Source organism: Faecalibacterium gallinarum (assembly GCF_022180365.1).
GTDB lineage: Bacteria > Bacillota > Clostridia > Oscillospirales > Ruminococcaceae > Faecalibacterium > Faecalibacterium gallinarum.
The window spans coordinates 1-24726 of the sequence record NZ_BQKV01000053.1 but is presented as its reverse complement, the minus strand read 5'-3'; the positions used below and the strand labels follow the sequence as shown (position 1 = coordinate 24726).

Sequence of the window (24726 nt, the reverse complement as noted above, 5' to 3'; positions counted from 1 at the left end):
TAAACATCTAGCGGCTTCTGCGGCATCTCAATCTCTCTTATCCTGTTTCCCGGTGTTGCGTCGCGTTCTTGCTTTCCCTTTCGGTACTCCCGTCCGCTTTCGCTTACCCTTGTCTTAACTTCTGACTTAATTATACTTCACTTATTAAGTGAAGTCAAGCGATTTTGGAAAGTTTTTTCAGAAAATTATGTATTTATTGGCTCCGCTGTATCTCAAGGCAGAGTATTGTGGACTTTGCCCCATTGGGCGGATAGGAGCGGAGCTGCGTTTCGTAGGAAACAACGGCTGGTAAATCCCCGAAAAATAAAAAATGCGGGAATATCCGGCTTTTTTCTCCCCGGAAATCCCCGTTTATTATCGTTTCTTCCTCGAAAATAGCAAGAGCGGGCCTACTTGTTGCCCCTGTCGGGGGCTGTATTGTGTGCAGCAGAAGCCATCGGAGCAAAACCGTTCTCGTATTTGTATAGTTTCCGGGAATTTTCTCCCCGGATATTCCCGGATAATTATTATATGCTGTCACTCTGCCGCGTCTGCGCTCCTGCGTCTCCCGGCCAGCCGTTCCGCAATAGCTTCCCGCTGTTCGTCTGTGTACATCCGGCGTATATTGGGATTGTGGCCCATGTGGAAAGGGTAGAGCGGGCAGCCATACACCGGGCATAGCCTGACTTCTTTCGCGCTGCCGCAGCAGCAGTCAAGGCATTTCGCCCGTATTGCTTTTACTGGTGTCATGTGTTCCCCTCCTCGTTCCAGTCTATCCCGTTCACTCCAAATGCCAGCACTAAAAGCCTGTCTATGGCGTGTTCCGTGACAGCTTCATAGCCCTGTCGCCCAATGTGTAAAAGATTGCAGACCCGCTGTTTCGGCGGCCTTGTGGCTGTGATATACCGCAAAACGACAAGGTTATGCAGCCGCTTTTCCTCTGCGCTGCCTGCTGCCCGTCGGCTTCTGTCTATGAGCCTGTCAATAAATTCCCGCTCCGGCTTTCCCAGCGGTGTACTGTGGTAAGTTTCAAGGGTATGTAAAAGCCAGTATTTCCCCATTTCATAGCGTGTCATAATGCCAAAAGCCCCCTTTCATCGTCGGTAAGCCGCAGACGCTCCACAGCCTCGCGTTCCTGCTTTATGAGCCTTTCGGCCCGCTCCCTGCTGCTTTGCGTCGGGCAGAACTCGGACAGCTCCGCGCTGTATCGCCCGGCCCGTATGGTTTGAAAAGCCTTTTGCTCCCGCTCGTGGGCGGTCTGCTTTGTTATGCCGCTCTCTCTTGCAATACACGACAGGGATAAACCCGTAAAATAGTGCTGGACGACTACCCGGCGCAGCTCCTCCGGCACTTCCCGTAATGCCCGGAACAAGAGTTCGTGTAGCTCCTGCTGCCAGACCTCGCCTATTACGTCCGTTTCCACGTCTGCATTATCGGCCAGCCTATCCAGCAAAGAAACGCTGTCGCCCTCGCTGCTGCCGTATGCCTCTGCCTCAAGGCTTGCCGCCTCCATTTTTCGGTATGCTTCCAACGTGGAGGCTATGGCAGCAGGGGATAGGCAGAGAGATTTCAAGGCGGTTTCCATTGTCGCCGCTGCGCCCGTTTCTGCCTCAATCTGCCGCCGCTTCTTTTCCCCGTCTCTAATCCTCTGCCGCATAAAAGCGGGTATGCGCACCGTGTAGCCGTTATTCTCATAGTATCGGCATAATTCCCATTTTATACGGTTTGTGACGTAGGTAGAGAAGCGCAGCCCCTCTGCCGGGGAGTAGTGAAAAGCCGCCGCATGAAAGCCAAAATACGCCTGCTGCTCCATATCCTCAAATCCCGTCTCTGAATAGTCCATGCCTGTAAGCCTGTGGACAGTCAGCCTCACCAGATTGATATTCCGCTCCCATAGCTCCGCCATAATGCCCGCCGCCTCCGGCGTTCCCTGCCCGGCGGCCTGCAGGAGTTCTACCAGTTCTTCATTCGTGGTGCTTTCCGTCTTATTTTCCATTTCTGCCTCCTGCATATATTATTTTTGGCGAGCGGGAGCGGGCCTGTTCGCCATAGGTAAAAAAGAGAGGCCGGGCAGCTCCTGTTCAGTGCTTCGCCCGGCCCCCTCTTTTATTTTACTTAGCTCCTATCCGCAGAAGCGGGAGAGGGGAGGTGGGTTTAATAATCATACGATAGATCGCCCTCCTCATAAATTTCGCTCTGGATAATGTTCATCAGTACGGGCTTGAGGTAATTCGTAAGGACTTCCAACATAGTCTCTTTGCTCGCGCCGTTTCCCTCAACCTTTATCGGGTCACTGCCTCCGATACGCACAAAGATATTTTTGTCCTGTGCCGCCTGTCCGCTGTTGTGCGAAGCAGAGGAAGATGTGGCGGAACCGTCAAGGGGCAGAGGAATATATAAAGGCTTTCTTTCCTCGGCCAGTGCCGCTATATCTCTTGTCGGGAATACAGGGGCTTCCTCTGCCTCTGTCAAAGCGGATATGAGCCTGTCTGTCTCCTCAGTCGGGAATACGGTGCTGCCTTGCTCCCCGATGATAAGCTCCGGCCCGTTCTCTCCGGCGATAAAGTAGTCTGTACTGTCTGTCGTGCCGTTGGCGTAGGCCGCTGCAGGCCGGGCCACCAGCTCCGGCCCCTCCTCGCCAGCAAGGAACATACTCTCTGCGTTGGTTGTTCCGTTGGCGTGGCCGGGAATACTTCCGCTCGTAGCAACATTTACGTGGATTGTCGGGCTTACGCTTGACAGGGCAGCAGAGACGGAGTTCGCTACCTCCTTTGCTGCGGCAACCGCACCACTCTTTCCAGCACGGATATTGGCGGCATACTCGCTCACTGCCGCTTTTGCTTTTTCCTGTGCCTCCGGGGTTATATCCATTTCCTGCACAATGGCGAGCATATCCGTTTCAAAGCCCTGCATTTGCTCGCTGAACTGGGTCTGCCAATCCGCCGTAGCAGCCGCAACTTCCTCCTGCTTTGCTGATACCTGCCCCATTGTTTCGGATAGCTGGCTTATTGCTTCATCGTTGCCGCTGTTGATGGCCTCCGCCATGCTTGCGGCAAGCCCTGCGGCCTCCTCGTTTCCAGATTGGGCGAAAGACAGTAGCTCCTCATAATTTTCCCGCGCCTCCCCGGTAAGCGTTTCTCCATAGGCGGTAAGCGTTTCGAGGTTGGTGCTGTAATTTTCCCAATACGCAAGTTGGCTGTCGAGGGCCGCCTGTGCATTTGCGACAGTGGCCTCCATGTCTGCCTCTACCTCGTCAAATAGGCCAAACTGTCCCTCGAAGCTCTCAAGAGCTGATTGGTAGGCCTCGTCATAGGCTGCACAAAGGGCCTCTATATCAGCTCGTACACTTTCGTAAGCTGTTGCAGCGGCAGCTCTGTAGTCGTCGTTAAGGGTGATTGCGTCCTCGGTCGCTTGTGCTGTGTTTTCCCATTCCTGCCTGATTTCGGCAAGCGTGGCCTCATTTTCTGCCTGCGCCGCGTTTAATTCGTCAAGAGCGTCATTGTACTCGTCGAGGTCGGTCGTCCAGCTCGCCCACAAACTATCCTCTGTGTAGCCGCCGTTTGTCCACTGTTTCATTTGCTCGTCATAATACATGCCACGGGCTTCCCGCTCGGCGTTCAGGTTGGCCTCTGCCTTTGCGATTTCATCTTCCAGTTGCGCTTGCTTTTGCAGGGCTTCTGTATAGGTTTCTTGCAGCTCCGCCTGCCGTTGCTGTTCGGCTTGAGCTTCACAGGCCCGCTCCATAGCGGCGACATATTCCTCCGCGCTCATGGTTGTGCTGTCAAATTGTTCAGCTAATTCCGGGTAGGTTTCGGACAGCTTTTGAGTGATGGCCGCCAGTTCTTCCTCCTGCGCTCTCGTAATATTTGCCTGTGTTGACAACTCCTCGTACCTCTGCACAAGAGCGAGGACACCTGTTTCTTGGGAAGTAATTTCGCCCATAGCAGTGTCAAAATCATCCGATAGCTGCAAAGTGCTTTCGCAAAGCGCGTCTACCTCTGCGGTAAATTCCTCTACGGTCTGTCTGTTAGCCTCGAAAGATTCCGACAGTGTATCGACCTGATATTTGAGCTCAAGAGCTTCGTCTGAATATTCTCCGCTTTCTGCACAGGCGCGTTCATATTCCGCCGTAAGGTCTTGTAGTTCGTAATACTGGTCGCGGGTAGTGGCCGTCATACCTGCTGTTTCGTCGCTTGCGTCCGAAAGCATGGTTATGAGGGCTGTGCCTGCTGCTGTAAGAGCCGTAAGGCCTAGGGCTACCCATCCAATCGGCCCCAAAGCTGCATTAAATGCCGTTCCAAACGAAACTACCGCTGGGATTGCAACCTTTGTCGCAAAGGCAACTCCTGTAATACCGACAGCGACAACGCCCACGCCTACACCGAGAGCCGTGATTCCTTTTGTGACCGCCGGATTTTCGTTAAGGAAATCCCCTATGCTGCTGACAATATCGGCCATCCCGTCTGAAAAATCCTCAATGGTAGGCTGAACCGCTGTTGCGAAAGCGGTTTGAATGGAATTGCCTGCCTGCTGCCACTTGTCTCCGAGCGACTGGGCCTCTGTCGCCATTGTGCTTAGTGCATTGCTCGTGTCAATAGAGCCGCCCTCAATTCCAGCGAGTACCGGGAGAATACCTGCTTCCAAGTCCTCGTACATGGTTCCGAAAAGGTTGACCGCTGCTGCATTCTTTTCCATCGGATCTGTCATGCTGTCCAGCGCATTGACGACCTCGAAGAACGCTGTCCGGGCCGTCTCTCCGCCTGCCGCAAATCTGGCCGCCATTGTATCGGCGTTCATTCCAAGCATTTCAAAGGCTTCCGTAGTTGTGTCGCTGCCGTCCTTTACACGGATATTAAACTCCTTGACTGCGTCGCCTACCTTGTCCACAGAGAACACTCCTGCATCTGCACCGTCAACAAGGCTTGATATAAACTCCTCTGCCGAAAGTCCGAGGGCTGCATACTGCGCTGAATACTCGTTCAGTACGTCCAACAGGTCTCCGTTCTGGTTTGCTCCCTGCTGCGCTCCGGCGGCGATGATGTTATATGCCTCCTCTGCGTTGAGGCCAAAGTTCTTCATCAGTGCGCTTGCTGCTCTGGTGCTTTCTGATACCTCAAAGCCAAGAGCATTTTCGAGAGTGAGGGCTGCGTTGGTCGCATTTTCCAGTGCGTCCCCGGCCAGCCCTGTCGCGGTCTGAACCGCTGTCATGCTGGCAGCAACATCGTTTAGGTTATCTGCACTCGATGAAGCAAATACATCGAGCGAGCTTTCCATGAGTTTATCCAGTTCCTGCCCGGTCGCCCCGGTCTGTGCGATTACGGTCTTTTCTGCCTCTGAAAAGCTGTCGGCAAGGTCGTAAACTGCTAATCCAATATCCTTGATTTTGTCTACGATTCCTGCTGTGGCAAGGGCTGTCGCCATTCCCTGTATAGATTTTTCTATGCTTGAACCGCTCTGTTGCGTTTCGGCACCTGCATTTTGTGTCGCCTGCGAAAGCGCGTCTGCACTGTCGGAGGCAACATTATTTGCCTCCGAAAATTCTTCTGCGGCCTGTCTTGCCCGGTCAGTTGCAGCTTCGAGTTGGTCAAGCTCGGTTGTTCCAGATGATACCGAGCGTTCAAATTCTTCGGCGGCATTTTCGGCTTCTCTTTGTGCCTTTTCAAATTCATTCAGAGCCTTTTCTGCTTCCCCCGAAGCATCGCTGTACTCGTCAATCGTATCAGACAGCGAGGCAGCAGAGGTAGAAAAATCAATAATACCAGCTCGCGCCTTATTAGAAGCGTCCAGCTCTTTCTCCCAGCCGTCTCCCATTGCGTCCAGCTCTTTTCTGATGTCCTCAATGGAGTAAGCGACACCATCTACCGCCGAAACTGCTTGTGCGGAGCTGCCTGAAATATCGTCAAAGGCCGTCTGTATTGTTGCCCCTGCTTTTTCCCACTTGGAAAGCATATCCTGTCCGCGCTCCGCTATGTCAGCAAGCCGACTGCTCATTTCGTCGATTAAACTGAAACGGGCTATCAATCCGGCCATGAATCTCACCTCCTGTTTTCCTGTGTATTTCCGCTATTTCTGCATAACCAAAGTACAACCTTTTTACCACCGTTTTTGTCCCAATATGGGGCTATAAAGCGGTATTATTAAGGCTCCCTTTGCGCTGTATTGTCACGGTCACATGGTGGCCCCGTATGTCCTGCGGCTCCTGTGCTGTAAAATCAAGCCCGCTCGCCTCGTTCACGATTTTGTCATTTATTCGCACGTCCGTACCGGCCGGAAGATTGAGCTTTCCCGTGTAGAGGTACGTTGTGAATGGGGATTCCTGCGCCAGTTCCGTACTCGCGCCCACGTTGAAGTGACAGGGAACGCCGGATAAGTCTGGGGTATCGGGATAACTGTATTCTGTCTGTCCGGGAAGTCCCCAGCCGGGGCTTGTGGTTTCTTCCCGTAGGTGGTAGATACTGCACCTGTGGTTAAATAAATCCTCTATCGCCATTCCTGCGCCTCCTTTCCGCCCAACGGTTGACACACTTTTGCATTACCCTCTGAAAACGCCTCTGACGGCCTCTGATGGCCTGTTTCCATCTGGCCTATAATTTCCCCTATTCGCGTCGCTCACGGCGTTCTGCGGGGCGTTCTGACGCGAACCGGGGCATTTCTGGCCGTAGCTCTCCCGCTCCCCTGTGAAAGATAGCATTTCTCTGTGGAGCAGGAGGGCAGCAGGGCAGAGGGACCCGCCGGGGCGGTCTTTTATAGTGCCCTGCCGGAAATTGGGCTTGTAAGCCCTCCCAAACGGATATAGTCGCTCTTTTCGACCATCAGCTTTTTAGCGTCCAGCCCTACCGTAAATACCGGGGCAAACACCGGGGGCCATATTCCCTCTGCCTCCGCCATGCTCTGAATTTCCTTTTGGGCGTTTTTCAAGGTGTCGTGCATTGCCAGCAGGCCAGCGCAAGCCGCTTTATACTCCGCTGCCAGCGTCTCCACCTGTAAAACCTGCTTTTCCCAGTCCGGCATTGCCTTTTCGCAGATGGCCGCCCATGTTTTCTCAAAAGCCCCGTCCGGGAATACCGGGAGAGCTTCGACGCGCTCCCGCATTTCGTCCAGATATTTCAGCTTGCTTTGAAGCTCTCCGCGTCTTTCTGCCAGTTCGACGGTCTTTACCGCGTCGCAGTCGGCGGCGGCCTGCTGCAAGGCGTTTTCAATCTCCCGTAGCTCCTGCCGGACGGCTTCGACGGCCTCCCGTGCTTTCAGCTCCTTTTCGGCCTTGTCGTCCATGTAGTCCTGTAAGCCTGCCAAGAGTTCCGCGCAGTCTGTAGGCTCCGGCGGCTTGTATGTGGCGGCAGCCTTTGCCTGCTCCAATGCGGCCAGCGTTCCGGCTATGCGCCGTTCCTGCTTCTCTGCGAGTACCAGACGTTCCGGGTTGCCCGCTGCCTCTTTCTTTTCCTGACGTATGGCGTCCAGCTCCGCTCTGGTGTCACTGATTGCCCTGTCAAGTTCCATGATTTTGTCTTTTCCTGCCATGTCCTTTTCCTCCGTTTCGTGTTGGTGTGGGTTGATGCCATATTTTAAAATGCCTCTGTGGGCTTCTGTGCGCCCCGTAGAGGCGTTTTAGTGCGCTTGGTAGTATACAAATCCTTACCTGACACTTTTGACGCTTTCTGAGGCTATTATGTGCGTCAAAAATGATATTGCTCCAAAATGCGTCAATACGCTGCTTTGCATAGCTCAATTTTAGGGTTCATCCGAAGCTCTATGTGTGGGGCGGCAGCTCACCCAGCACCAGCTTTGATTGCAGCGGGTTTATTTCATGGGTAATCAATCATTCCGGCTGGAACGTGGGCCGCCTGACGGCGCAGGGCCTTTACAACATCTGCACCCCTGTCACGGCGGATCAGGCCAAGCCCGGCGACCTTGTATTTTTTGTCGGCACCTACGACACCCCCGGCGTGTCCCATGTGGGGCTGTATGTGGGCAATTCCGTGATGTTGCATTGCGGCGATCCCATTTCCTACACGAACTTAAATTCAAGCTATTGGCAACAGCATTTTTACTGCTACGGGCGTCTGCCTTGACGCCAGAAAGGAGCGTTTTTCTATGGCAACCAACAAACTTGACCGTATCGAACGGGATATTCAGAAAACCAAGACCAAGATCGCGGAGCTGCAAAAGCAGCTTCGGGAACTGGAAGCGGCAAAGACCGAACAGGAAAATTTGCAGATCGTCCAGCTTGTGCGGGGCCTGAACATGACGCCGGAGGAATTTGCCGCCTTTGTGCGCGGCGGCGCATTGCAGGCACCCCCGGCCCCGCAGCCGGATTTTGAACAGGACGAACAGGAGGACAACGCCGATGAAGAATAAGTTTTTCCGTACCTTTGCCGTGACGCTGGCCGCTGTGCTGTGCCTCACGGCCTTTTCCACTACCGCCTTTGCCGGGGGCGCTGACCCTGACCCGGCACCTCTCCCGGAGGAAACGGGAACCCCCACCACCGGCGGCATTGAGTTGGACGCCGAGGACACCGAGGGCGGCAACGATACGTCCGGCAGCACCGAGGAAACCAAAAATACCGAGGACAAGGAAAGCACCGGCGCGGCGGAAACCATGACCGACGAGGAAATGGCCGCCCTGCTTTCTTCCCTGCTGGGATCGCAGGTGGATGTTACCGTCACCGACGAGGGCATCCGGCTCACCAACAAAGACGATGGCACCCTCAACCAGACCGGCACTGTCGTCACGAATGGAGGTAATCTCAACGTCCGTACCGGCGCGGGGACAGACAACCAAGCCTTTACCCAGCTTCCCAACGGGACGCAGGTGGAAGTGATCGGCACCGAGGATAACGGCTGGGTGAAAATTCTCCTGCCGGAGCGCGAGGGCTACGTCTGCGGCGACTATCTGACGGTAAGCGACGCCGCCACCGGCGACGGGGATTTTTCCCTTACCCTGAATGGGGACGAACTTTCCGCCCTGCTGGAACAGTTTGGCGGATCGGCAGGCGGCAGCGCCGCCCTGACCCCGGACGGGAACCTGTCGCTGATTGACGACATCGGCACCACCGGCGGCAAGCAGTTTATCACGCTGCAAACCAAGGCGGGAAACACCTTCTATTTGATTATCGACCGGGACGACGAGGGCGAGGAAACCGTGCATTTCCTGAACCAAGTGGATGAAGCCGACCTGATGGCCTTGACCGAGGACGGCGAAACCGCCCCGGCGACCTGTACCTGTACGGAGAAGTGCGAGGCCGGGGCTGTCAACACCGCCTGCCCGGTATGCAAGGACAATCTCACCGCCTGCGTGGGCGCAGCGCCGGAAGCCGAGGAACCGGCAGAACCCACCGAGCCGGAGGAAGAAGCCGGAAACAGCATGGGCGGCCTGATTGTGTTCCTTGTGGTGCTGCTCATTGGCGGCGGCGCGGCCCTTTACTTCTTCAAGTTTAAGAAGCCGAAAGCCGATACCAAGGGCAATGACGATCTGGACGAATACGACTTCGGGGAGGACGAGGACGACGAGGACGAACCGGCCCCGGAGGTTGAGGACGACACCGACGAGGTGGAAGCCAGACCGTTAGACGACTATCTGCTGGATGAAGATGAACCGAAAAAGGAGGATGAAGTATGAGTTATCAGCTTGTAATTGCAGAGAAACCGAGCGTCGCCCGCAGCATTGCGGGCGTGATCGGAGCCAACAAGAAACAGGACGGCTACATGGAGGGAAACGGCTATCTGGTGAGCTGGTGCATCGGCCACCTTGTTTCCCTTGCCGACGCCGGGGCCTATGACCCCCGCTATAAGAAATGGGCCTATGACGACCTGCCGATTTTGCCGCAGGAATGGCAGTATATCATCCCGGACGAGAAGAAAAAGCAGTTTGACATCCTGCGTTCCCTGATGGAGCGCCCCGACGTGGACGGCCTTGTGTGCGCCACCGACGCCGGGCGCGAGGGAGAATTGATTTTCCGTTTCGTCTACCAGATGGCGGGCTGCAAAAAGCCGTTCAAGCGGCTGTGGGTTTCCAGCATGGAGGACGCCGCCATCAAGGAGGGCTTTGCCCACCTGAAACCGGGGGCCGACTACGACAACCTGTATCAATCGGCCCTGTGCCGGGCGCAGGCCGATTGGCTGGTGGGGATCAACGCCACAAGGCTTTTCTCCATCCTCTACCACAAGACCCTGACCGTGGGCCGGGTGCAGACGCCAACCTTAAAAATGCTGGTTGACCGGGAGGCCAAGATCAGCGATTTCAAGAAAGAAAAATATCACATCGTCCATATCGCGGCGGGCGGCATGGAGGCGGCCAGCGACCGCGTTTCCAGTGCTGCCGACGCTGACGCCATCAAGACGGCCTGTGCAGGAGCGCAGGCCGTTTGTGTATCGGTGAAGCGTGAGAAAAAAACAGAGCAGCCGCCCCGCATCTACGACCTTACAACCTTGCAGCGGGAGGCCAACCGTCTGTTTGGATTTACCGCCAAGCAGAGCCTTGATTATGCCCAGCAGCTTTATGAAAAGAAGCTGCTGACCTATCCGCGAACCGACAGCCAGTACCTTACCGACGATATGCAGCCCACAGCGGAAAGCATTGTGTCCGGCCTGTGGCCTCTGCTCCCCTTTGCGGCGGGGATAGACATTTCCCCGCAGTTTGGCCGGGTGCTGAACAGCAAAAAGGTGAGCGACCACCACGCCATTATCCCCACGATGGAGTTTGTGCAGAAAGGCTTTGACGGGCTGACCGAGGGCGAAAAGAAACTGCTGTCCCTTGTCTGCTGCAAGCTGCTGTGTGCCGTGGCTGCGCCCCATGTGTTTGAGGCTGTCACCGCCACTTTCACCTGTGCCGGGAAAGAGTTTACCGCCAAGGGCAAAACCATCCTGACGCCGGGCTGGAAAGAGATTGACCGCCGTTTCCGCGCTTCCTTTAAGGCCGACGCCGACGAGGACGCGCCGGAGCTGGCGCGGGAACTGTCGGAGCTGGCCGAGGGGCAGACTTTTGACAAGGTGGAGGCTTCCGTCACCGAACATTTCACCACGCCCCCGAAGCCCTACACCGAAGATACGCTTCTGTCGGCTATGGAACGGGCCGGGGCCGAGGATATGCCGGAGGACGCCGAGCGCCAAGGTTTGGGAACCCCGGCCACCCGCGCTTCCATTCTGGAAAAGCTGGTACAGATGGGCTTTGTGGAACGGAAAGGCAAGCAGCTTCTTCCCACCAAGGACGGCCACAACCTTGCCTGCGTCCTGCCGGATGTGCTGACTTCTCCCCAGCTCACCGCTGAATGGGAAAATACGCTGACGGCCATTGCCAAGGGCGAGGCTGACCCGGACGGCTTCATGGCTGGCATTGAGGAAATGACGCGGGGCCTGATTTCCGGCTATTCGCAGATCAGCGAGGACGCACAGAAATTGTTTCAGAAAGAGCGCGTGGCGATTGGCAAGTGTCCCCGCTGCGGCGAAGCCATCTACGAGGGCAAGAAGAACTACTACTGCGGAAACCGGGCCTGCCAGTTTGTCATGTGGAAGAATGACCGATTTTTTGAGGAACGGGGCAAGGCGCTCACGCCGAAAATCGCCGCCGCGCTGCTCAAAGACGGAAAGGCAAAGGTAAAGGGCCTGCGCTCCATGAAAACCGGGAAAACCTACGACGGGACGGTGCTTCTGGCTGATACGGGCGGGAAATACGTCAACTATCGCATTGAACGGAGGGACAAAAACTAAAAAACAGCAAGCATAGGAAGTGTAGCCACACTTCCGGCAAATCCCTGACCCGGCTGCCCTGCCGGGCCGGGGATTTTGCTTTTTGGGGCATATCCCCAAACCCCTGCCTCTGTTCAGCAAGTTTACAAATCATCTATTCCCAAAAGCGGATGGACATTGTATAATGGAACCAGTAATTTCTTTTAGGGAGTACAGAACAGATGAAAAGAAATTTTGACAGACATAAAGAAAAAGTAATAACACTACTATCATGTGGACTTTTGATTACTATTGTACTTTCCGTATTGGCGCTGTTAAGTGGTGCTGTAATGAAGCTGTTTGGATTTGAATATAAATCGGTAGGAAGTGTTATTTTATTTTTCATTGTGGCTGCAATTCTTTCTTATCCGCTTAGCTTGATTGCCAGTGCATTACCAAAAGCGTTGCTTTCTCTAAACAAATTATCTATACAGGAAGCAAAATTGCTTTATGTATTTTTGGATACATTTGCAACTTATTGGGGATTAAGGATTACAGACTATTTTATGCCGTCTGTTTCTGTAAAAGATATTTCTATTGTTGTTGTAGCCTTGATATTTGCATTACTGGGTATGAGTGATATTGAAAAACGGTCTAAAGATGATGAATGATAATTTATTTATCAGCCAATCTGTCCAAACTTTCTAAACTAAATACCAGCCGCCCACCGGCGGCACCACCGAGCAGGAAATCTTTGAAAGGTTTCCTGCTTTTCTTATGCCATTTTTCAGAAAGGAGGGCTGCCGATGGCAAGTCTTAGGGACATCGTATCAGAGTATCAAGACGACCTGCGAAACGGCATTGCATGGCTGGCATTCTGGCGCGAGGGCCGGAGCTGGCAGGCGGAGGCGTTTCACCTTGATCTGGACGACACCCTTTATCCAGAGGACAGGGCGCGGCTTGCAGAGATACAGGCCGCCGACCCACAGGCCGTTGTGGTGAACGGCTACTATTCCGGCTATCTGTCCGAGGAAATGGGCGTGACGGAGCTGGCTACCGGTGTGCGGCACCACTACGACAACGGCCTGAACAACATTTCCCCATTCATAGAGGCCCACAGCGACGAACTGCCGCCGGATGTGTTGGAGGCGGCGCGGGAAAAAGCCCATGCTGCCGGACTGCCGTTCTATGAGCGCCCCTACCGTGGGGACGACATCGACCCGTACACCTATGACGGCCACATGAGCATTGAGAACTACGAGTTGATGCAGAAATTGATGGAGCAAGACCAAGAAAGGAGGGAACCCGTGAGCGAAGTATTTTCTATTCTTCTTCACAACCGCCAGCGTTATGAACAGGGCAAAGAGGGCCTTTGGCTTTCCCTGCCGACCACAACCGAAAAGCTGCAAGAAGCCCTGCGGGAAATCGGCATCAGCGCCGACAATCCGCAGGACTTTTTCTTGTACGACTATCGAAGCCCACAGGAGCATCCTGTCAAGTTGCCCCGCGATCTGGTGCTGTCCGCCGACGTGGACGAACTGAACTTCCTTGCCGCAAGACTGGAAAAGCTGGACGCCACCGAGCTTGCGGAGCTGAACGCCGCCCTGACAAGCCCGCAGAGCGACTTCCACAGCATCGGCCAGATCATCGACTACCCCGACAACGTGGATTTCTATGTACATCTGCCGGATGTCACCGGCACCGGCCAGTTGGGGGACTACTACCTGAACCGTTCCGGCATGGTGGATATGCCGGAGGAATGGAAAGCCGGGATTTTCCTACCCCGCTTTGGCCTGCATATTGCCAATACGGAGCATGGTGTTTTCACCGACTATGGCTATCTGGTGAAAAGCGGCGACGAATGGCAGCGTGTCTATGAGGGACAGCCAGTGCCGGAGGAATACCGGGTGATGGCCTATCCCCAGCCGGAGGCCGACCGAGAAGCCTTTCGCACCGAACCGGCGGCCCCCGCCGCTGTTCTGCCGGAGGCAGGCCCGATTATCATAAAAGGCATGACTAAAGACGAATACATGAAAGAGATCACCGACAGGCTGGAAGCCGGGGTGCGGGGTGTTCTGGACAGTGAGAATTATAAAGCCTACCTCACCTCAATGTCCAAGTTCCACACATACAGTTTCCGAAATACCATGCTGATTTTCCTGCAAAAGCCGGACGCTTCTCTGGTAGCTGGTTTAGGGAAATGGCAATCGGAATTTGAACGCACCCGAAAACAGGGCGAAGCCGGGCTGAAAATCATAGCCCCTAAATTCTACACAGTCAAAAAGCGCGTTGCCAAGAAAGACCCTGACACCGGCGAACCCATCAAGGACAAAAACGGCAAGCCGGTGATGGAGGAACAGGAAATCACGGTGCCGGACTATCGTGTGGTATCGGTGTATGACGTAAGCCAGACCGAGGGCAAGGAGCTTCCAAAGACCCATGTGGATATGCTGTCCGGCGACGTGGAGCAGTTTCAGGATTTGCAGGCGGCTTTGGAAAGATCGTCCCCCTATGTTATTTCCATTGAGCCGGTTTTGGACGGAACCAAGGGCCGCTGCTTCTATCTGGAACAGCGGATCGCCGTCAATGCGGGCATGAGCGAATTGCAGACCCTAAAGACTGCCATCCATGAAGTCGCCCACGCCCGCCTGTATGAGAAAAACAGCCATCTTGCGGAGGATAAGCAGCCAGACAAGGCCACCCGCGAGGTGCAGGCCGAGAGCGTAGCCTATGCGGTATGCCAGTATTGGGGGCTGGACACGTCGGACTATTCTTTCGGGTACATTGCAAATTGGAGTTCCGGCAGGGATTTGAAAGAATTGCAGGCGTCCCTTGAAACGATCCGGGCCGCTGCCAATGACCTTATCAATGAAATGGAAATCCACCTGTTAGAGCTTCAGCAGGAACGGCAGGCCCAGCAGGAACACGCGGCCCCGGAACAGGCCGCCGAGCAGCCAGCGCCGGACAGTGTGTTTACCAAACTACCCCCGGAACAGCAACAGGAAATGACCGACAGCGTGAAAGCCATGCTGCAAACCCTGATTGACGCCGATGTGAAAGCCACCGGCGAGGTGACGCAAGGCACGTTGGACGCCATTCAGACACAGGGCTTTGTCCTTTCAGACGACGGGACGCTGCAACGGGCCGAACCCCGGCAGGAGCCGCAGGCGTGGAATGGAATTGACGGCCTTTTGAATGAAAAGCCGTTGATGCCGGAGGCGTCCCCTACGGAACGAGCCGCCGCGCTGGTGGCGCTGGCCGAAAAGGACGGCCCGCGTTTGGGCGACGGGGAACGCCGCCTGATTATGGAGTATGCCGAGGCCGTGGGCGATACCGATAAGGTGATTGAGCTTATCAACCGTCTGTGCAAACAGGGCTTTGAACTGCAACACGGTTACATGGACGACTTTGTGAAAAGCCAGATAGAAAGTGAGATTGCTGTCGCAAGGGCGGAACAGACCATAGCCAACGACCCGGCAGCGGAGCCGATTGTCACGATTATTTGGAGTGAAAGCCCCCACCTAAAAGACGGCCAGCAAATGCCGCTGCATGAGGCTGACGCCATTTTCCGGGCGCTGGACAGTTCCAAACGGCTGGAACGGGAACAGCCAGACCATGCGGGGAGCTGGTACGATAAAACCAAGTTCCGCATTGACTTCTCGTTTCAGGGGCAGCCGGACAACTACGAGGGGCGGCAGGATTTTGGCGACGGGGACGGTTCCCTGATCGAGCATATCCAAGGCTATCACGAATACTACGCGCAGGATGAAAGCTGGAAAAACCATGTGCTGAAACATGAGGGGCCGGAGGCATGGGAGGCAGACAAGGCCCAGCGGGATATGCTTCTAACTGAATTTGTCCCCTATATGGAGCTGCATTGTAACCTGTCCCGGCTGGAACAGGAGGCGCAAACCCGGCTGGCGTCCGGCGAAACCCTGACGCCGGAGGAAACAGCCTACTATGGGGCGCTGGAAAACTACGTCAAGGAGTGCCGCCCGCTTCTCAATCAGGGACAGTATCAGTTGCCGGAGCCGCCGAAACTTTCTGACTTCGACCGGAGCTTGCAGGATTACAAAGCGCAGGTACAGGCCGAGATCGCACAGGAAGCCGCTGACGCCGGTATGACCGTGGAGGAATACGCGGCGGCTGGCTATGAGGCCCCGGCAGCACCAGAGCCGGAGCTTGCCCCGGAGGAAGCCCAAGAGCCGCCACAACAGGAAGCCCCGGAACAGCCGACAAAGGAGCCTGCGGCGTCCGACTACTATTATTCCATCAATGAGGGGGCGGCCCGCCGCGCCAAGGAGATGAGCAGCTATTCCGATTACAAGCCCGGCAGCGCCACGGCGGAGTACCGGCATTATGTGGATAATGCCTTTGAAATCGCGCAGGCACAGAAAAAGCGCGTTGATCCCATGTACCATGAGAAAATCGACAGCCTGCTTGACACCTACGCCCGGAAGCTGGCCGCCAACATGAACCACAGCTATGCTATTGACGCCCGTGTTCCTTCCATCCTGATTGCCGGTGGTTCCAATTTCCCGGTACGCCAGAAAGAAAAACAAAACGCAGCCCGCGACAGCAAAATGCAGGAATGGCAGTACATCCAAGGGCTGCTTGATAAAATCCGCAGTACCGGCATGGGCGGCATCCGGCAGGACGACCCGCAGGCCATCCCCAAGCTGGAAAAGAAGCTGGCCGGTCTGGAAAAGGCGCAGGAAACCATGAAAGCCGTGAACGCTTACTACCGCAAACACGGTACGCTGGACGGCTGCCCGCACCTTTCCCCTGAAAATCTTGAAAAGCTGAAAGCGGCTATGGTGTCCGGCTGGCATTATGAAAAGAAACCCTTTCAGAGCTGGGAGCTGTCTAACAACAACGCGGAAATCCGCCGCATCCGGCAGCGGATCGACAGCCTGACCCGCGCCAGAGAAACCGTCTATGTGGGCTGGGAGTTTGAGGGCGGCCATGTGGAGGCCAACCGGGAACAGAGCCGTTTGCAGGTGTTCTTTGAAGATAAGCCGGACGCTGACGCCCGCCAGCAGCTAAAAGAACACGGCTTCCGATGGGCGCCAAGCGTCGGGGCATGGCAGCGGCTTTTGAATGGGAACGCCTATTACGCCGCCGACCGCATTTCAAGTATTCAGCCCCTTACCGGCGAGAAACCCACGGAGCTGCAACGCAGCAGCATCCGGCAGCAGGCGCAGATGGCACAGGCCCAAGCCGAGCCGGAGGAATGTGTCTACCGGGTACACGCCGCCACCCGCAGCGACAGCCCGGAAAACCTGTACTTGCTGCAAGCCTATGTCCCGCAGGCGGACGGCACCATAAAAATCGGGGCGGTTCTTTATGGGGGGACGGAAGAAAAATGCCGGGAATTGCTGGATCAGCTCAACACCGGGGAGCTGACGCAGGAGGCCGTCAAGGAGCTGTACGCCAAGGAACAGGAGCAGCCACAGGAACCGGCCCCCGAACAGGAGGCAGCACCAGAGCCGGAGCCTGCCCCGGAACAGGAAGCCGGGCCGCAGGCCAAGCCCATGACCGACTTGCAGAAAAAGGCGGTGGAAATCGCTGGCCGCTACAAAGACCTGCCCCTACAAGGCAAGATTGATATAATCGCGCAGGCGTTTGGCTGCAAGACCGGCGAAATCCGCACGTCCCCCTGTACCGGCAAATGGCGCGGCACCAGTGATATGTCCATCCACTTTGACAACGGCGCGTCCCTGTTCATCGGCAACCACCTGACGCCAAAGGCCAAAACCGTAAAGGTACAGACAGAATGTGTCAATAGTGCATTGGTGCATTTTAACCCGGAGATCGTGCAGGCCACCAAGGAAGCCGCCCTGCCTGTTCTGTTGCAGCGGGAGGCCAAGGACAACGAGATCGCCGCCCAAAAGGGCCTAAAGCCCTACACGCTGCTGAATGTGGAGTTTAACGACGGGGCCGACGAGCAGACCGGCGGCTATATCGGCTGGTACTATGTGACGCTGGCCGTGGACGGAAAAATCTGCACCCATCTGGAAACGGGATTGAGCCATGATATTGCAGACGGCAAGGTGAGCGACACCCCCACGCGGGCAGACTACTTCACAGCGGGAGCTTTGAAAGAAACCGATGTGGACTATGTGTTCAACAACGTGGGCTTTTCCTCTGCGTCCACCCTCTATACGCTGCCGCTGCGGGAGGATGTACGGGAACGGGCGGAACAAACGCTGGCCCAGCGCAGCGCCGACCAGCCGGAACGGGACACCTTTTCCATCTATCAAGTGCCTGCTGGCCCACAGGGGCGCGACTTCCGTTATCGGCCCTATGAGGAATTGCAGGCCGCAGGGCTTACTGTGGACAGGAAAAACTATGCGCTTGTCTACACGGCCCCGCTGGACAAAAAGACCACATTGGAGGATATTTACCGCACGTTCAACGCCGACGACCGGCCCGCCGGTTTCCGGGGACACAGCCTGTCCGTTTCGGACGTTGTTGTGGTAAATCGCGGTGGCAAGGAGGAAGCCCATTACTGTGACAGCATCGGGTTTACCCCTGTGCCGGAGTTTATGCAGGAAAGCCCCATCAAGACCGCTGAAATGTCCACCGAGCAAAATTACAACATGATTGACGGCGTATTGAACAATGCCCCGTCGATGGGGGAACTGGAAGCCAGAGCAAAGGCCGGGGAACAGATTTCCCTTTTCGATGTGGCCGAGGCAGCCAAGGCGGAGGACAAGAAGCCGAAGCAGACCCGCCCGGCGTCCAAGAGCGCCCAGCGCCAGAAAAAGCCGTCCATCCGGGCGCAGCTTAAAGCCGCCAAGGAGGAACAGGCCAAAAAGCCGCCGCAGCGGGAAAAATCAAAAGAATTGGAGGTGTAGGCCGTGAACAGATTTGAAAATGTGGATGTGCTGGCCGCGCTGGAACAGCTTATGCGCCAGAACACCGCCTTTTACCGCAACGATTTTGAAATTGACAAAGAAATCATCCGGCAGGCCGCCGCCAGTGACAGGGCCGAGGACAAAACGCTGCTGTGGATGTCCCGCCCGTCCGGGACGTACTGTTTCCGAGAGCGCGACGTTTTCCTGCAAGATACCCGGCAGCACAACACATGGCGTTTTTATGGGGAGCAGACCCGCGACCGTATTCTGGCCTACGCCGTGGAGCTGACCGGCAAGGTGGGCGGAAAGATACGGGGCAATCTCTATGAGCTGGACTATCCCCAGCATTTCCGGCACGTCGCAGCCGAGGCGGTACAGGCCGACACCATCATCCTACACTATGAAAAGGGCAACCGGGAACAGCCCGCCAGCCTGTATTTTGACGGACGGCCTGACCCCAAGCTGGGGGCGTTCCTGCGGTATGAGGCAAAACCCAATGAGCCGGAAAACCTGCGGGAAGTGCGGCGGCAGGAGCAGAAAGGCCGGGAGCAGCTTGCTTCCGGCGACTTCAAAGCCCACGTCACGGCGCTGCATGACCGCCTGATCCGGGATGAGGCCCAGCGCATTGTTGCGGAAATGAAAGGTCTTTCTGCCCCCAACAGCCCCAACAAGACGCATTTCATGGTGGAACTGTCCCCCTATTTTACGCAGATCGCGTCCAGCAGGGACACCGACCGCCTCTTTTCCATGCTGCCCTACAAATCGCTGGTGTTTACCGGCATGAAAGACCGGCATGGGATATATGCCATGATAGGCAAAGACGAGAGCCGGGACAAGGAAGTGCGGCGGCCCCGCGCTTCCATCCGAAAGCAGCTATCCGAAACCAAACAGGCCCAAGCCCCGAAAAAGGCCCCGGCCCGCACCAAGAAAAACGAATTGGAGGTATGACAATGCAGTCTAATGTGGAGGAAGAAAACCTGATTTGTCTGTATCACAATGCCGACCGGCGCAGGACGATGGCGAAGCTCCATGCCGCGCAGCCGGATATGGACGGGGAAATGGCGGCACTGGCCCGCCAGACCCTTACCAAGCTGGACACCATGACCGACGCCGACTTTGAGGCGTACCAGTTCCATTTCACAGACGAGTAAATAAAACATAACGAAGCGCCGGGCGCGGGGCTGTATGGCCTCTGCGTCCGGCGCTGTTTTTTTGCCTTTATGCCTGCTCCATCGGGAAATTCGGCAGGGCTTCCAACAGTTTCATAATCAAGTGTTGTTTCATATCCTCGTCTACGGCCAGCTCGTCGATCATGGGGGTATAGTGTTCAATCACTTTTTCCGTAGCCCACTTCTCGCCTGCGACGGCTGCCTTGATCGTGGCGCTGTCCAGCAACATTTCCTGTTCGGGCATCCTATACACTCCTGTCTTTTTTATGCTTGTATCAGCATAACACAGAACCGGGAGAAATACCAGCGGCGGAAACATTTTCCTACGCATTTAGAAGCCCTCTCTGGTGGGGATTGGATAATCTGTCCTGCCTGCCCGCCGACCATGCCGGAAAAGCCTTGCTGCGGCTGGCTTATTACCACCCTAAATGCGTAGACAGGAGGCGATTTGTTAAATTTCCATGAAATTGTCTTGCCCTATTGACAACCGACTTGTTACGTATTATACTGTACTTGTCAATGTGATACAGTACAGAACGGAAGGCGGTGAGATTTTGGAGATTGTTGTAAGCAACAAGACAAGTCGGCCACTTTATGAACAGATTGCAACGCAAATTAAAACCCAAATTATGAGTGGCGACCTGAAAGCTGGTGAAGCACTTCCCTCTATTCGTGCATTGGCTAAATCATTGCACATCAGTGTGTTGACAGTGCAGAAAGCATACGATCTCCTTCAAACAGACGGTTTCATAGAAACGACGGCAGGAAAGGGATGCTATGTTTCTGTCCAAAACCAAGATTTTTATTTGGAGGAACAGCAGAAGAAAATAGAGGAACATTTCAGCGAGGCAATCGAAATAGCGCGTACAAGCGGAATTTCACTGAATAAGTTGGTTGATCTACTAACACTTTTGTATGAGGAGGATTGAATATGAACAATGCTTTGACGATTTCAGAGCTTACCAAAACATATAAGGATTTTGTTTTGGATAAAGTTTCTTTTTCTGTTCCAGAAGGTTCCATCGTAGGGCTGATTGGCGAAAATGGCGCTGGGAAAAGCACGACAATTAACGCAGCTTTGGGGCTTATTCAAAAGGACGCAGGGTATATTTCTATTATGGGGAAAGAAGAATTGGACAACGATACCAAAGAACAGATTGGCGTTGTTTTTGACGGCAGCAATTACCCGGAAATCCTATCCCCCAAAAGGCTCAACCGAGTAATGAAGAATATCTATCATTCATGGGACGAACACACCTATATGTCCCTTTTGCAAAAATTCTCATTGCCCGCTGATAAACAAATTAGCCAGTTTTCAAAAGGGATGAAAATGAAGCTGGCAATCTCCGTCGCATTGTCCCACAATTCTAAACTGCTGATTTTGGACGAAGCGACCAGTGGCCTTGACCCTGTAATCCGGGACGATATTTTGGATATGCTGTTAGATTTCGTGCAGGATGAAGAACACTCCATACTGGTTTCTTCCCATATCACCAGTGACTTAGAAAAAATTGCCGATTACATCGTGTTTATCCATGAAGGGCAAGTGGTCTTTTTCAAGCCGAAAGATGAATTAACAGAGCAATACGGCATCATCAAATGCGGGGCTGCCCAGTTTGATGCCTTAGACAAAAGCGATATTATTGTGTATCGAAAAATGGACTACGAGTGGCAGATTTTGGTTTCAGACAGGGAGGAAATGCAGAGGAAATACCCGAAAGCAATGGTGGTTCCGGCAACGATTGACGAAATTATGCTTCTCTATGTAAAGGGGGAAAGATGATGAAAGGACTTTTATTGAAAGACTTGTATATTGCCAAAAGCAATATCCTTGTAATAATCGGTAGTTTAATCGTTTTGGGGTTTGGCCTTTCGGTTTTGATAGAAGCAAGTGCGCTTTTGGTTTTGGCTCCCCCATGTGCCACGACAGCAGTTTTTATCAGTATCACAAGCGATGCAAACTCGAAATGGAATAAGAACGTAATTACCATGCCAGTGTCAAGAAGCCAAATTATTGGAGAAAAATTCATTCTCTTTATTATTCTTTCTGTGTTAGGGATCATGGCAGCCCTTATTCCCTGTGGTGTGCTTGCAATCTTTGGCGCTGAAATGTCATTGGCTTCTTTGTTGCTGTATGGCTCCATAGGGGTAAGTGCTGCTTTGTTTGCTGGCTGCTTTAGCCTTCCATGTGCATACTTTTTTGACCCCGATAAATCGCAGATTGTTTTTTTGATGTCATTTTTGGCTTCGACGGGCATTATCGTTGCGCTGGTACTTCTTATCAACCTGTTTATTCCAGTGAAAGGAAATATCCTTTTGCCATTCAATATTGTACTCATTATAGCTGCCATTTTCTTTTTCATATCACACAAAATTGCAGTTATGGCCTATCAGGAAAAAGATATTACTTGATAAAAGTCAATACAGAAGTAAAAGCGCCGGACGCGGCGGCCTGCGGGCCTCGCGCCCGGCACTTTTTTCAACCGGGCCACACCCGGCTACCACAATAAAATTATTTCCTTACAGACAAAGACAGGTATCTATTCCGCTGCCGTTCAGCCTCTTTCTTCCGGCGCACTCGCGCCGCGCAATCCGGGCAGTATTTGGCCCGGTTGGACTTCGGCGTGAACACGGCCCCGCACTCGACGCAGCGTTTCACCTCGTCCCGGCTCTTGCTGATCTCGGCACACAGGGCCGCGTCCAGCGGGAGGACGGCGGCCTTAAACCACCGGCACAGCAGCGAATAGGAAATGCTCTGGACGCACACACATTCCTCTCCATCGTCCAAAAGCAGGCAGTTCCCGTCACAGTAATTGCAGCACTCATGCGTCAGCTTCCGGGCCTTGCGGTACTGCCGGTAATTCATTCTCGGTATGCTCATAGCTCTTGTGTCCTTTCTTGATGGGGCGTCACCCGCAAAATGCTGTCCACATTCTGCTTGATGATGCCGTAGTCGGCCAGTTCCTTTTTCACTTCGCCGTACTTCTGGTACAGCCATTCCTTTTCCTCGTCCAGTTTTCGGTATTCGGCTTTCAGGGCGGCCAGATTGGGGAGCTTTGTCACGCCTGCGTCCTTGATGGCTTTTGCCGCTGCCTCGTACAAGATAAGCTGACTTTCATGTTCGCGCCGGTACGCGGCCTTGTCTTTGGCCTTTTTGTATTCCAGCGCCACGGGCCGGGTTTGCCGGTAGGTGGAGATATTCTTTATCAGCACCGCCATATCGGACAGGCGGCGTTCCACCGTTTTCAGGGCTGCGGCGGCTGCATCGTTGGCCGCGCTGATCTCTGCCACCTTGCTTTCCAACGCCGCATAGTCGTCTATGCCGTGTTCGGTCAGGAAATTCAGCGTCCGGGCGGCCTGCTTCAAGTTGTGGACTTTCGCCCACTTTGCATAGCCCGCGCTCTGCTGGGCCTTGATGCTGTTCTCCAAATCAATCCGCAGGGTGATTTCCTTTGTGGCTTTCCGTTTCGGGCCTCTGTCCACGGCCAGCCCCTTGATCCGGCGGGTAATGGCTTCTTCCGTGTAGTCCTCACCCAAGGTCTTACAGCGGGTGAAGCGTTCCTGACCGGGGGCGCGGAAAGAAACGAATTTGCCCGGTTTGATTTCATAGCCCTGCGCCTGCATGAGCCGCAGGAAGTCGTCAAAGTCTTTGGCCTGCGGGATGGCCGCGTCGATGGCGATTTTCAGTTTGGCTTTCCAGCTCTTTCCCTTGCGCTGGGCGTCCCATTCGGCGTAGGACTTGCCCTTGTCCTTGCCCGGCTTTACCACGGACAGGCCGTTTCCCCTGCAAAGCCGGTCACTGGTTCGCCGGATGTAGGCGTAGCTGCGCCGGTTGGAAATGTACTTGCGCTGCTGTACCATATCCACGGCACAAAAAATGATGTGGTTATGCAGATGGCCCTTGTCTATATGGGTAGTCAGCACATAGGGGTATTTGCCTTGCAGCACTTCGTCGGCAAGCTGCCGCCCGATCTCGTGGGCCTGCTCCGGCGTGGTTTCGCCCGGCTCAAAGGCTTGTATCAGGTGATGGGCCAGATTGTTGCCTTTCTTGAACGCCTGATCTAACAGCATTTGAAATTCAATATCCGCCGTTTCGTAGGAACAGCCAAAGGACGATACCAGCATTTTATCGTCCGTCTTGTCCGGGTTTTCGATGTAGTCAAGGGCCGCTTTCAGATTTACCTTGATAGGATGGATCTTTGTAATTGCCATATCTGTACCAGCGCCCCCTTGATGTCCTCAACGTCCTGCGCGTACACAGCCCCGGTACTGTTGATACGCCGCGCAATCTGATTGACGTTGACGCCGATTTTTTGCAGCTCCGCAGTCTGCGCCCGGATGTCGCTGGTGTCCATGTGGATGATATACCCGTCAATCAGCATTTTCCGGGCATAGGCCGAGAAATTCTTTGTGCCGAGCTGGGCCATTTTCTGCTGGATGATGGCCCGTTCTTCCGGCGTCACCGGGACGCGCAGCACGATTTGACGCTTTCGGTTTGCCATTGCGTTTCACGCTCCTTTCCGGCAAAGGGGTTTGGGGATTTCCCCAACAAGCAAAACGGACGGCCCGCAGGGGCGGGACGGGCGTTTTTCGGAAGTGTGGCTACACTTCCTATGCTTGCTGTTTTTGTTCTTCTCCGCTATAAGTACCTTCGCAAGCCCTCAAACTACCCGCAAAACAGGAACTTTCCAGAAAAAAAGCGTAAAAAAATAAAGGGCGCTTTTGCACCCCTCGCAAACAAAAGAAAACAGAGGATGGTTTTCAGGCATCCCCCGTTTCTTTCTTCTTTGGCTTTTCAATTTGAATGGCCCCGTCAATCGCGCCCTCGATGATCGGCAGGTATTCTTCGGGACAGAGTTTCAGCTTGTGGCCGACCCGCTGGCGCTGCTCACTTTCCGAGCGCAGCATTTCGGGATTGAAATACCGTTCCACAGGAAGCCCGCAGGTCTTGATAAGCTGGATCACGACCGGGAGGCTGGGGATCGTCCCTTTATTCTCAATGTTGGCGAGATACCGCCACTCAATACCTACCATTTCCGCCAGCGCCTTACGCGCCA

19 protein-coding genes and 2 pseudogenes are annotated in these 24726 nt (G+C 54.4%); 11 read left to right on the top strand and 10 right to left on the bottom strand.

The window, feature by feature from the left end; genetic code table 11:
• Positions 1 to 725: 725 nt before the first annotated feature.
• From JCM17207_RS08010 to JCM17207_RS07990, 5 genes are all read right to left on the bottom strand, one after another.
• Positions 726 to 1055, bottom strand: coding sequence for a hypothetical protein (locus JCM17207_RS08010; RefSeq protein WP_238317079.1), 330 nt, complete (start codon positions 1053 to 1055; stop codon positions 726 to 728).
• Positions 1052 to 1975: a sigma-70 family RNA polymerase sigma factor gene (locus tag JCM17207_RS08005; RefSeq protein ID WP_238317078.1), complete on the bottom strand. Its 924-nt coding sequence runs from the start codon at positions 1973 to 1975 to the stop codon at positions 1052 to 1054. Before JCM17207_RS08005 ends, JCM17207_RS08010 begins: the two co-directional genes overlap by 4 nt.
• Positions 1976 to 2133: 158 nt before the next feature.
• Positions 2134 to 6009, bottom strand: a complete 3876-nt coding sequence (locus JCM17207_RS08000; RefSeq protein WP_238317077.1) for a phage tail tape measure protein — start codon at positions 6007 to 6009, stop codon at positions 2134 to 2136.
• Between the two features lie 91 nt (positions 6010 to 6100).
• Positions 6101 to 6469: a DUF3599 family protein gene (locus tag JCM17207_RS07995; RefSeq protein WP_238317076.1), complete on the bottom strand. Its 369-nt coding sequence runs from the start codon at positions 6467 to 6469 to the stop codon at positions 6101 to 6103.
• A 254-nt stretch (positions 6470 to 6723) separates the two neighbouring features.
• Entirely contained in the window at positions 6724 to 7497 is a 774-nt protein-coding gene (locus JCM17207_RS07990) for a hypothetical protein (RefSeq protein WP_238317075.1), read from the bottom strand.
• Between the two features lie 230 nt (positions 7498 to 7727).
• Between JCM17207_RS07990 and JCM17207_RS07985 the strand changes: the two are divergent.
• From JCM17207_RS07985 to JCM17207_RS07945, 8 genes and pseudogenes are all read left to right on the top strand, one after another.
• Positions 7728 to 8048 (top strand): annotated as a pseudogene (locus JCM17207_RS07985) (C40 family peptidase); the annotation flags it as partial.
• Between the two features lie 22 nt (positions 8049 to 8070).
• Complete coding sequence (locus JCM17207_RS07980; protein WP_196931885.1) at positions 8071 to 8334, top strand: DUF4315 family protein; 264 nt, start codon at positions 8071 to 8073, stop codon at positions 8332 to 8334.
• Complete coding sequence (locus tag JCM17207_RS13790) at positions 8324 to 9595, top strand: CD1107 family mobile element protein (protein ID WP_309295408.1); 1272 nt, start codon at positions 8324 to 8326, stop codon at positions 9593 to 9595. Before JCM17207_RS07980 ends, JCM17207_RS13790 begins: the two co-directional genes overlap by 11 nt.
• Positions 9592 to 11682, top strand: a complete 2091-nt coding sequence (locus tag JCM17207_RS07965) for a DNA topoisomerase 3 (RefSeq protein WP_238317074.1) — start codon at positions 9592 to 9594, stop codon at positions 11680 to 11682. The genes JCM17207_RS13790 and JCM17207_RS07965 overlap by 4 nt, the downstream gene beginning before the upstream one ends.
• A 200-nt stretch (positions 11683 to 11882) precedes the next feature.
• The gene (locus JCM17207_RS07960) at positions 11883 to 12311 is read left to right on the top strand and encodes a regulatory YrvL family protein (RefSeq protein ID WP_238317073.1); all 429 of its coding nucleotides are present in this window, start codon (positions 11883 to 11885) and stop codon (positions 12309 to 12311) included.
• 150 nt (positions 12312 to 12461) lie between these two features.
• A pseudogene (locus JCM17207_RS07955) lies at positions 12462 to 18500 on the top strand (LPD25 domain-containing protein); the annotation flags it as partial.
• A 3-nt stretch (positions 18501 to 18503) separates the two neighbouring features.
• A complete protein-coding gene (locus JCM17207_RS07950) occupies positions 18504 to 19448 on the top strand; it encodes a hypothetical protein (RefSeq protein ID WP_219082596.1) in 945 nt (314 codons plus the stop codon).
• Positions 19449 to 19450: 2 nt separating this feature from the next.
• Positions 19451 to 19651 carry a transposon-transfer assisting family protein gene (locus JCM17207_RS07945; RefSeq protein WP_238317210.1) on the top strand — a complete coding sequence of 67 codons (201 nt, stop codon included), beginning with the start codon at positions 19451 to 19453 and terminating at the stop codon, positions 19649 to 19651.
• A gap of 67 nt (positions 19652 to 19718) precedes the next feature.
• Here JCM17207_RS07945 and JCM17207_RS07940 read toward each other — a convergent pair whose 3' ends face one another.
• Positions 19719 to 19913 carry a helix-turn-helix domain-containing protein gene (locus JCM17207_RS07940; RefSeq protein ID WP_219082590.1) on the bottom strand — a complete coding sequence of 65 codons (195 nt, stop codon included), beginning with the start codon at positions 19911 to 19913 and terminating at the stop codon, positions 19719 to 19721.
• A gap of 310 nt (positions 19914 to 20223) precedes the next feature.
• On the opposite strand from JCM17207_RS07940, the gene JCM17207_RS07935 reads away from it, so the two are divergent.
• The 3 genes from JCM17207_RS07935 to JCM17207_RS07925 are packed head-to-tail and all read left to right on the top strand — an operon-like array spanning position 20224 to position 22081.
• Complete coding sequence (locus JCM17207_RS07935) at positions 20224 to 20598, top strand: GntR family transcriptional regulator (protein ID WP_219082647.1); 375 nt, start codon at positions 20224 to 20226, stop codon at positions 20596 to 20598.
• A gap of 2 nt (positions 20599 to 20600) precedes the next feature.
• Positions 20601 to 21452 carry an ABC transporter ATP-binding protein gene (locus JCM17207_RS07930; protein ID WP_238317071.1) on the top strand — a complete coding sequence of 284 codons (852 nt, stop codon included), beginning with the start codon at positions 20601 to 20603 and terminating at the stop codon, positions 21450 to 21452.
• Complete coding sequence (locus JCM17207_RS07925; RefSeq protein WP_238317070.1) at positions 21449 to 22081, top strand: ABC-2 transporter permease; 633 nt, start codon at positions 21449 to 21451, stop codon at positions 22079 to 22081. The genes JCM17207_RS07930 and JCM17207_RS07925 overlap by 4 nt, the downstream gene beginning before the upstream one ends.
• Positions 22082 to 22181: 100 nt before the next feature.
• On the opposite strand, the gene JCM17207_RS07920 is transcribed toward JCM17207_RS07925, so the two are convergent.
• From JCM17207_RS07920 to JCM17207_RS07905, 4 genes are all read right to left on the bottom strand, one after another.
• Positions 22182 to 22550 (bottom strand): cysteine-rich VLP domain-containing protein, encoded by a 369-nt coding sequence (locus tag JCM17207_RS07920; RefSeq protein WP_238317069.1) that lies wholly within the window; start codon positions 22548 to 22550, stop codon positions 22182 to 22184.
• On the bottom strand, positions 22547 to 23881 hold the full coding sequence (locus JCM17207_RS07915; RefSeq protein ID WP_238317068.1) for a relaxase/mobilization nuclease domain-containing protein: 1335 nt from the start codon (positions 23879 to 23881) through the stop codon (positions 22547 to 22549). Before JCM17207_RS07915 ends, JCM17207_RS07920 begins: the two co-directional genes overlap by 4 nt.
• Positions 23848 to 24171, bottom strand: a complete 324-nt coding sequence (locus JCM17207_RS07910) for a plasmid mobilization protein (protein ID WP_238317067.1) — start codon at positions 24169 to 24171, stop codon at positions 23848 to 23850. Before JCM17207_RS07910 ends, JCM17207_RS07915 begins: the two co-directional genes overlap by 34 nt.
• A gap of 259 nt (positions 24172 to 24430) precedes the next feature.
• Positions 24431 to 24726, bottom strand: a 296-nt coding sequence (locus tag JCM17207_RS07905; RefSeq protein ID WP_238317066.1) for a helix-turn-helix domain-containing protein, incomplete at its 5' end; no start/stop codon positions are given.

Bases quoted from the DNA above. Each gene is read 5' to 3' on its own strand.
- JCM17207_RS07945 (WP_238317210.1), top strand. From the start codon at position 19,451: ATGCAGTCTAATGTGGAGGAAGAAAACCTGATTTGTCTGTATCACAAT.
- JCM17207_RS07995 (WP_238317076.1), bottom strand. From the start codon at position 6,469: ATGGCGATAGAGGATTTATTTAACCACAGGTGCAGTATCTACCACCTA.
- JCM17207_RS08010 (WP_238317079.1), bottom strand. From the start codon at position 1,055: ATGACACGCTATGAAATGGGGAAATACTGGCTTTTACATACCCTTGAA.
- JCM17207_RS07940 (WP_219082590.1), bottom strand. From the start codon at position 19,913: ATGCCCGAACAGGAAATGTTGCTGGACAGCGCCACGATCAAGGCAGCC.
- JCM17207_RS07915 (WP_238317068.1), bottom strand. From the start codon at position 23,881: ATGGCAATTACAAAGATCCATCCTATCAAGGTAAATCTGAAAGCGGCC.
- JCM17207_RS07960 (WP_238317073.1), top strand. From the start codon at position 11,883: ATGAAAAGAAATTTTGACAGACATAAAGAAAAAGTAATAACACTACTA.
- JCM17207_RS07930 (WP_238317071.1), top strand. From the start codon at position 20,601: ATGAACAATGCTTTGACGATTTCAGAGCTTACCAAAACATATAAGGAT.
- JCM17207_RS07925 (WP_238317070.1), top strand. From the start codon at position 21,449: ATGATGAAAGGACTTTTATTGAAAGACTTGTATATTGCCAAAAGCAAT.
- JCM17207_RS07980 (WP_196931885.1), top strand. From the start codon at position 8,071: ATGGCAACCAACAAACTTGACCGTATCGAACGGGATATTCAGAAAACC.
- JCM17207_RS07920 (WP_238317069.1), bottom strand. From the start codon at position 22,550: ATGAGCATACCGAGAATGAATTACCGGCAGTACCGCAAGGCCCGGAAG.
- JCM17207_RS13790 (WP_309295408.1), top strand. From the start codon at position 8,324: ATGAAGAATAAGTTTTTCCGTACCTTTGCCGTGACGCTGGCCGCTGTG.
- JCM17207_RS07965 (WP_238317074.1), top strand. From the start codon at position 9,592: ATGAGTTATCAGCTTGTAATTGCAGAGAAACCGAGCGTCGCCCGCAGC.
- JCM17207_RS08000 (WP_238317077.1), bottom strand. From the start codon at position 6,009: ATGGCCGGATTGATAGCCCGTTTCAGTTTAATCGACGAAATGAGCAGT.
- JCM17207_RS07910 (WP_238317067.1), bottom strand. From the start codon at position 24,171: ATGGCAAACCGAAAGCGTCAAATCGTGCTGCGCGTCCCGGTGACGCCG.
- JCM17207_RS07990 (WP_238317075.1), bottom strand. From the start codon at position 7,497: ATGGCAGGAAAAGACAAAATCATGGAACTTGACAGGGCAATCAGTGAC.
- JCM17207_RS08005 (WP_238317078.1), bottom strand. From the start codon at position 1,975: ATGGAAAATAAGACGGAAAGCACCACGAATGAAGAACTGGTAGAACTC.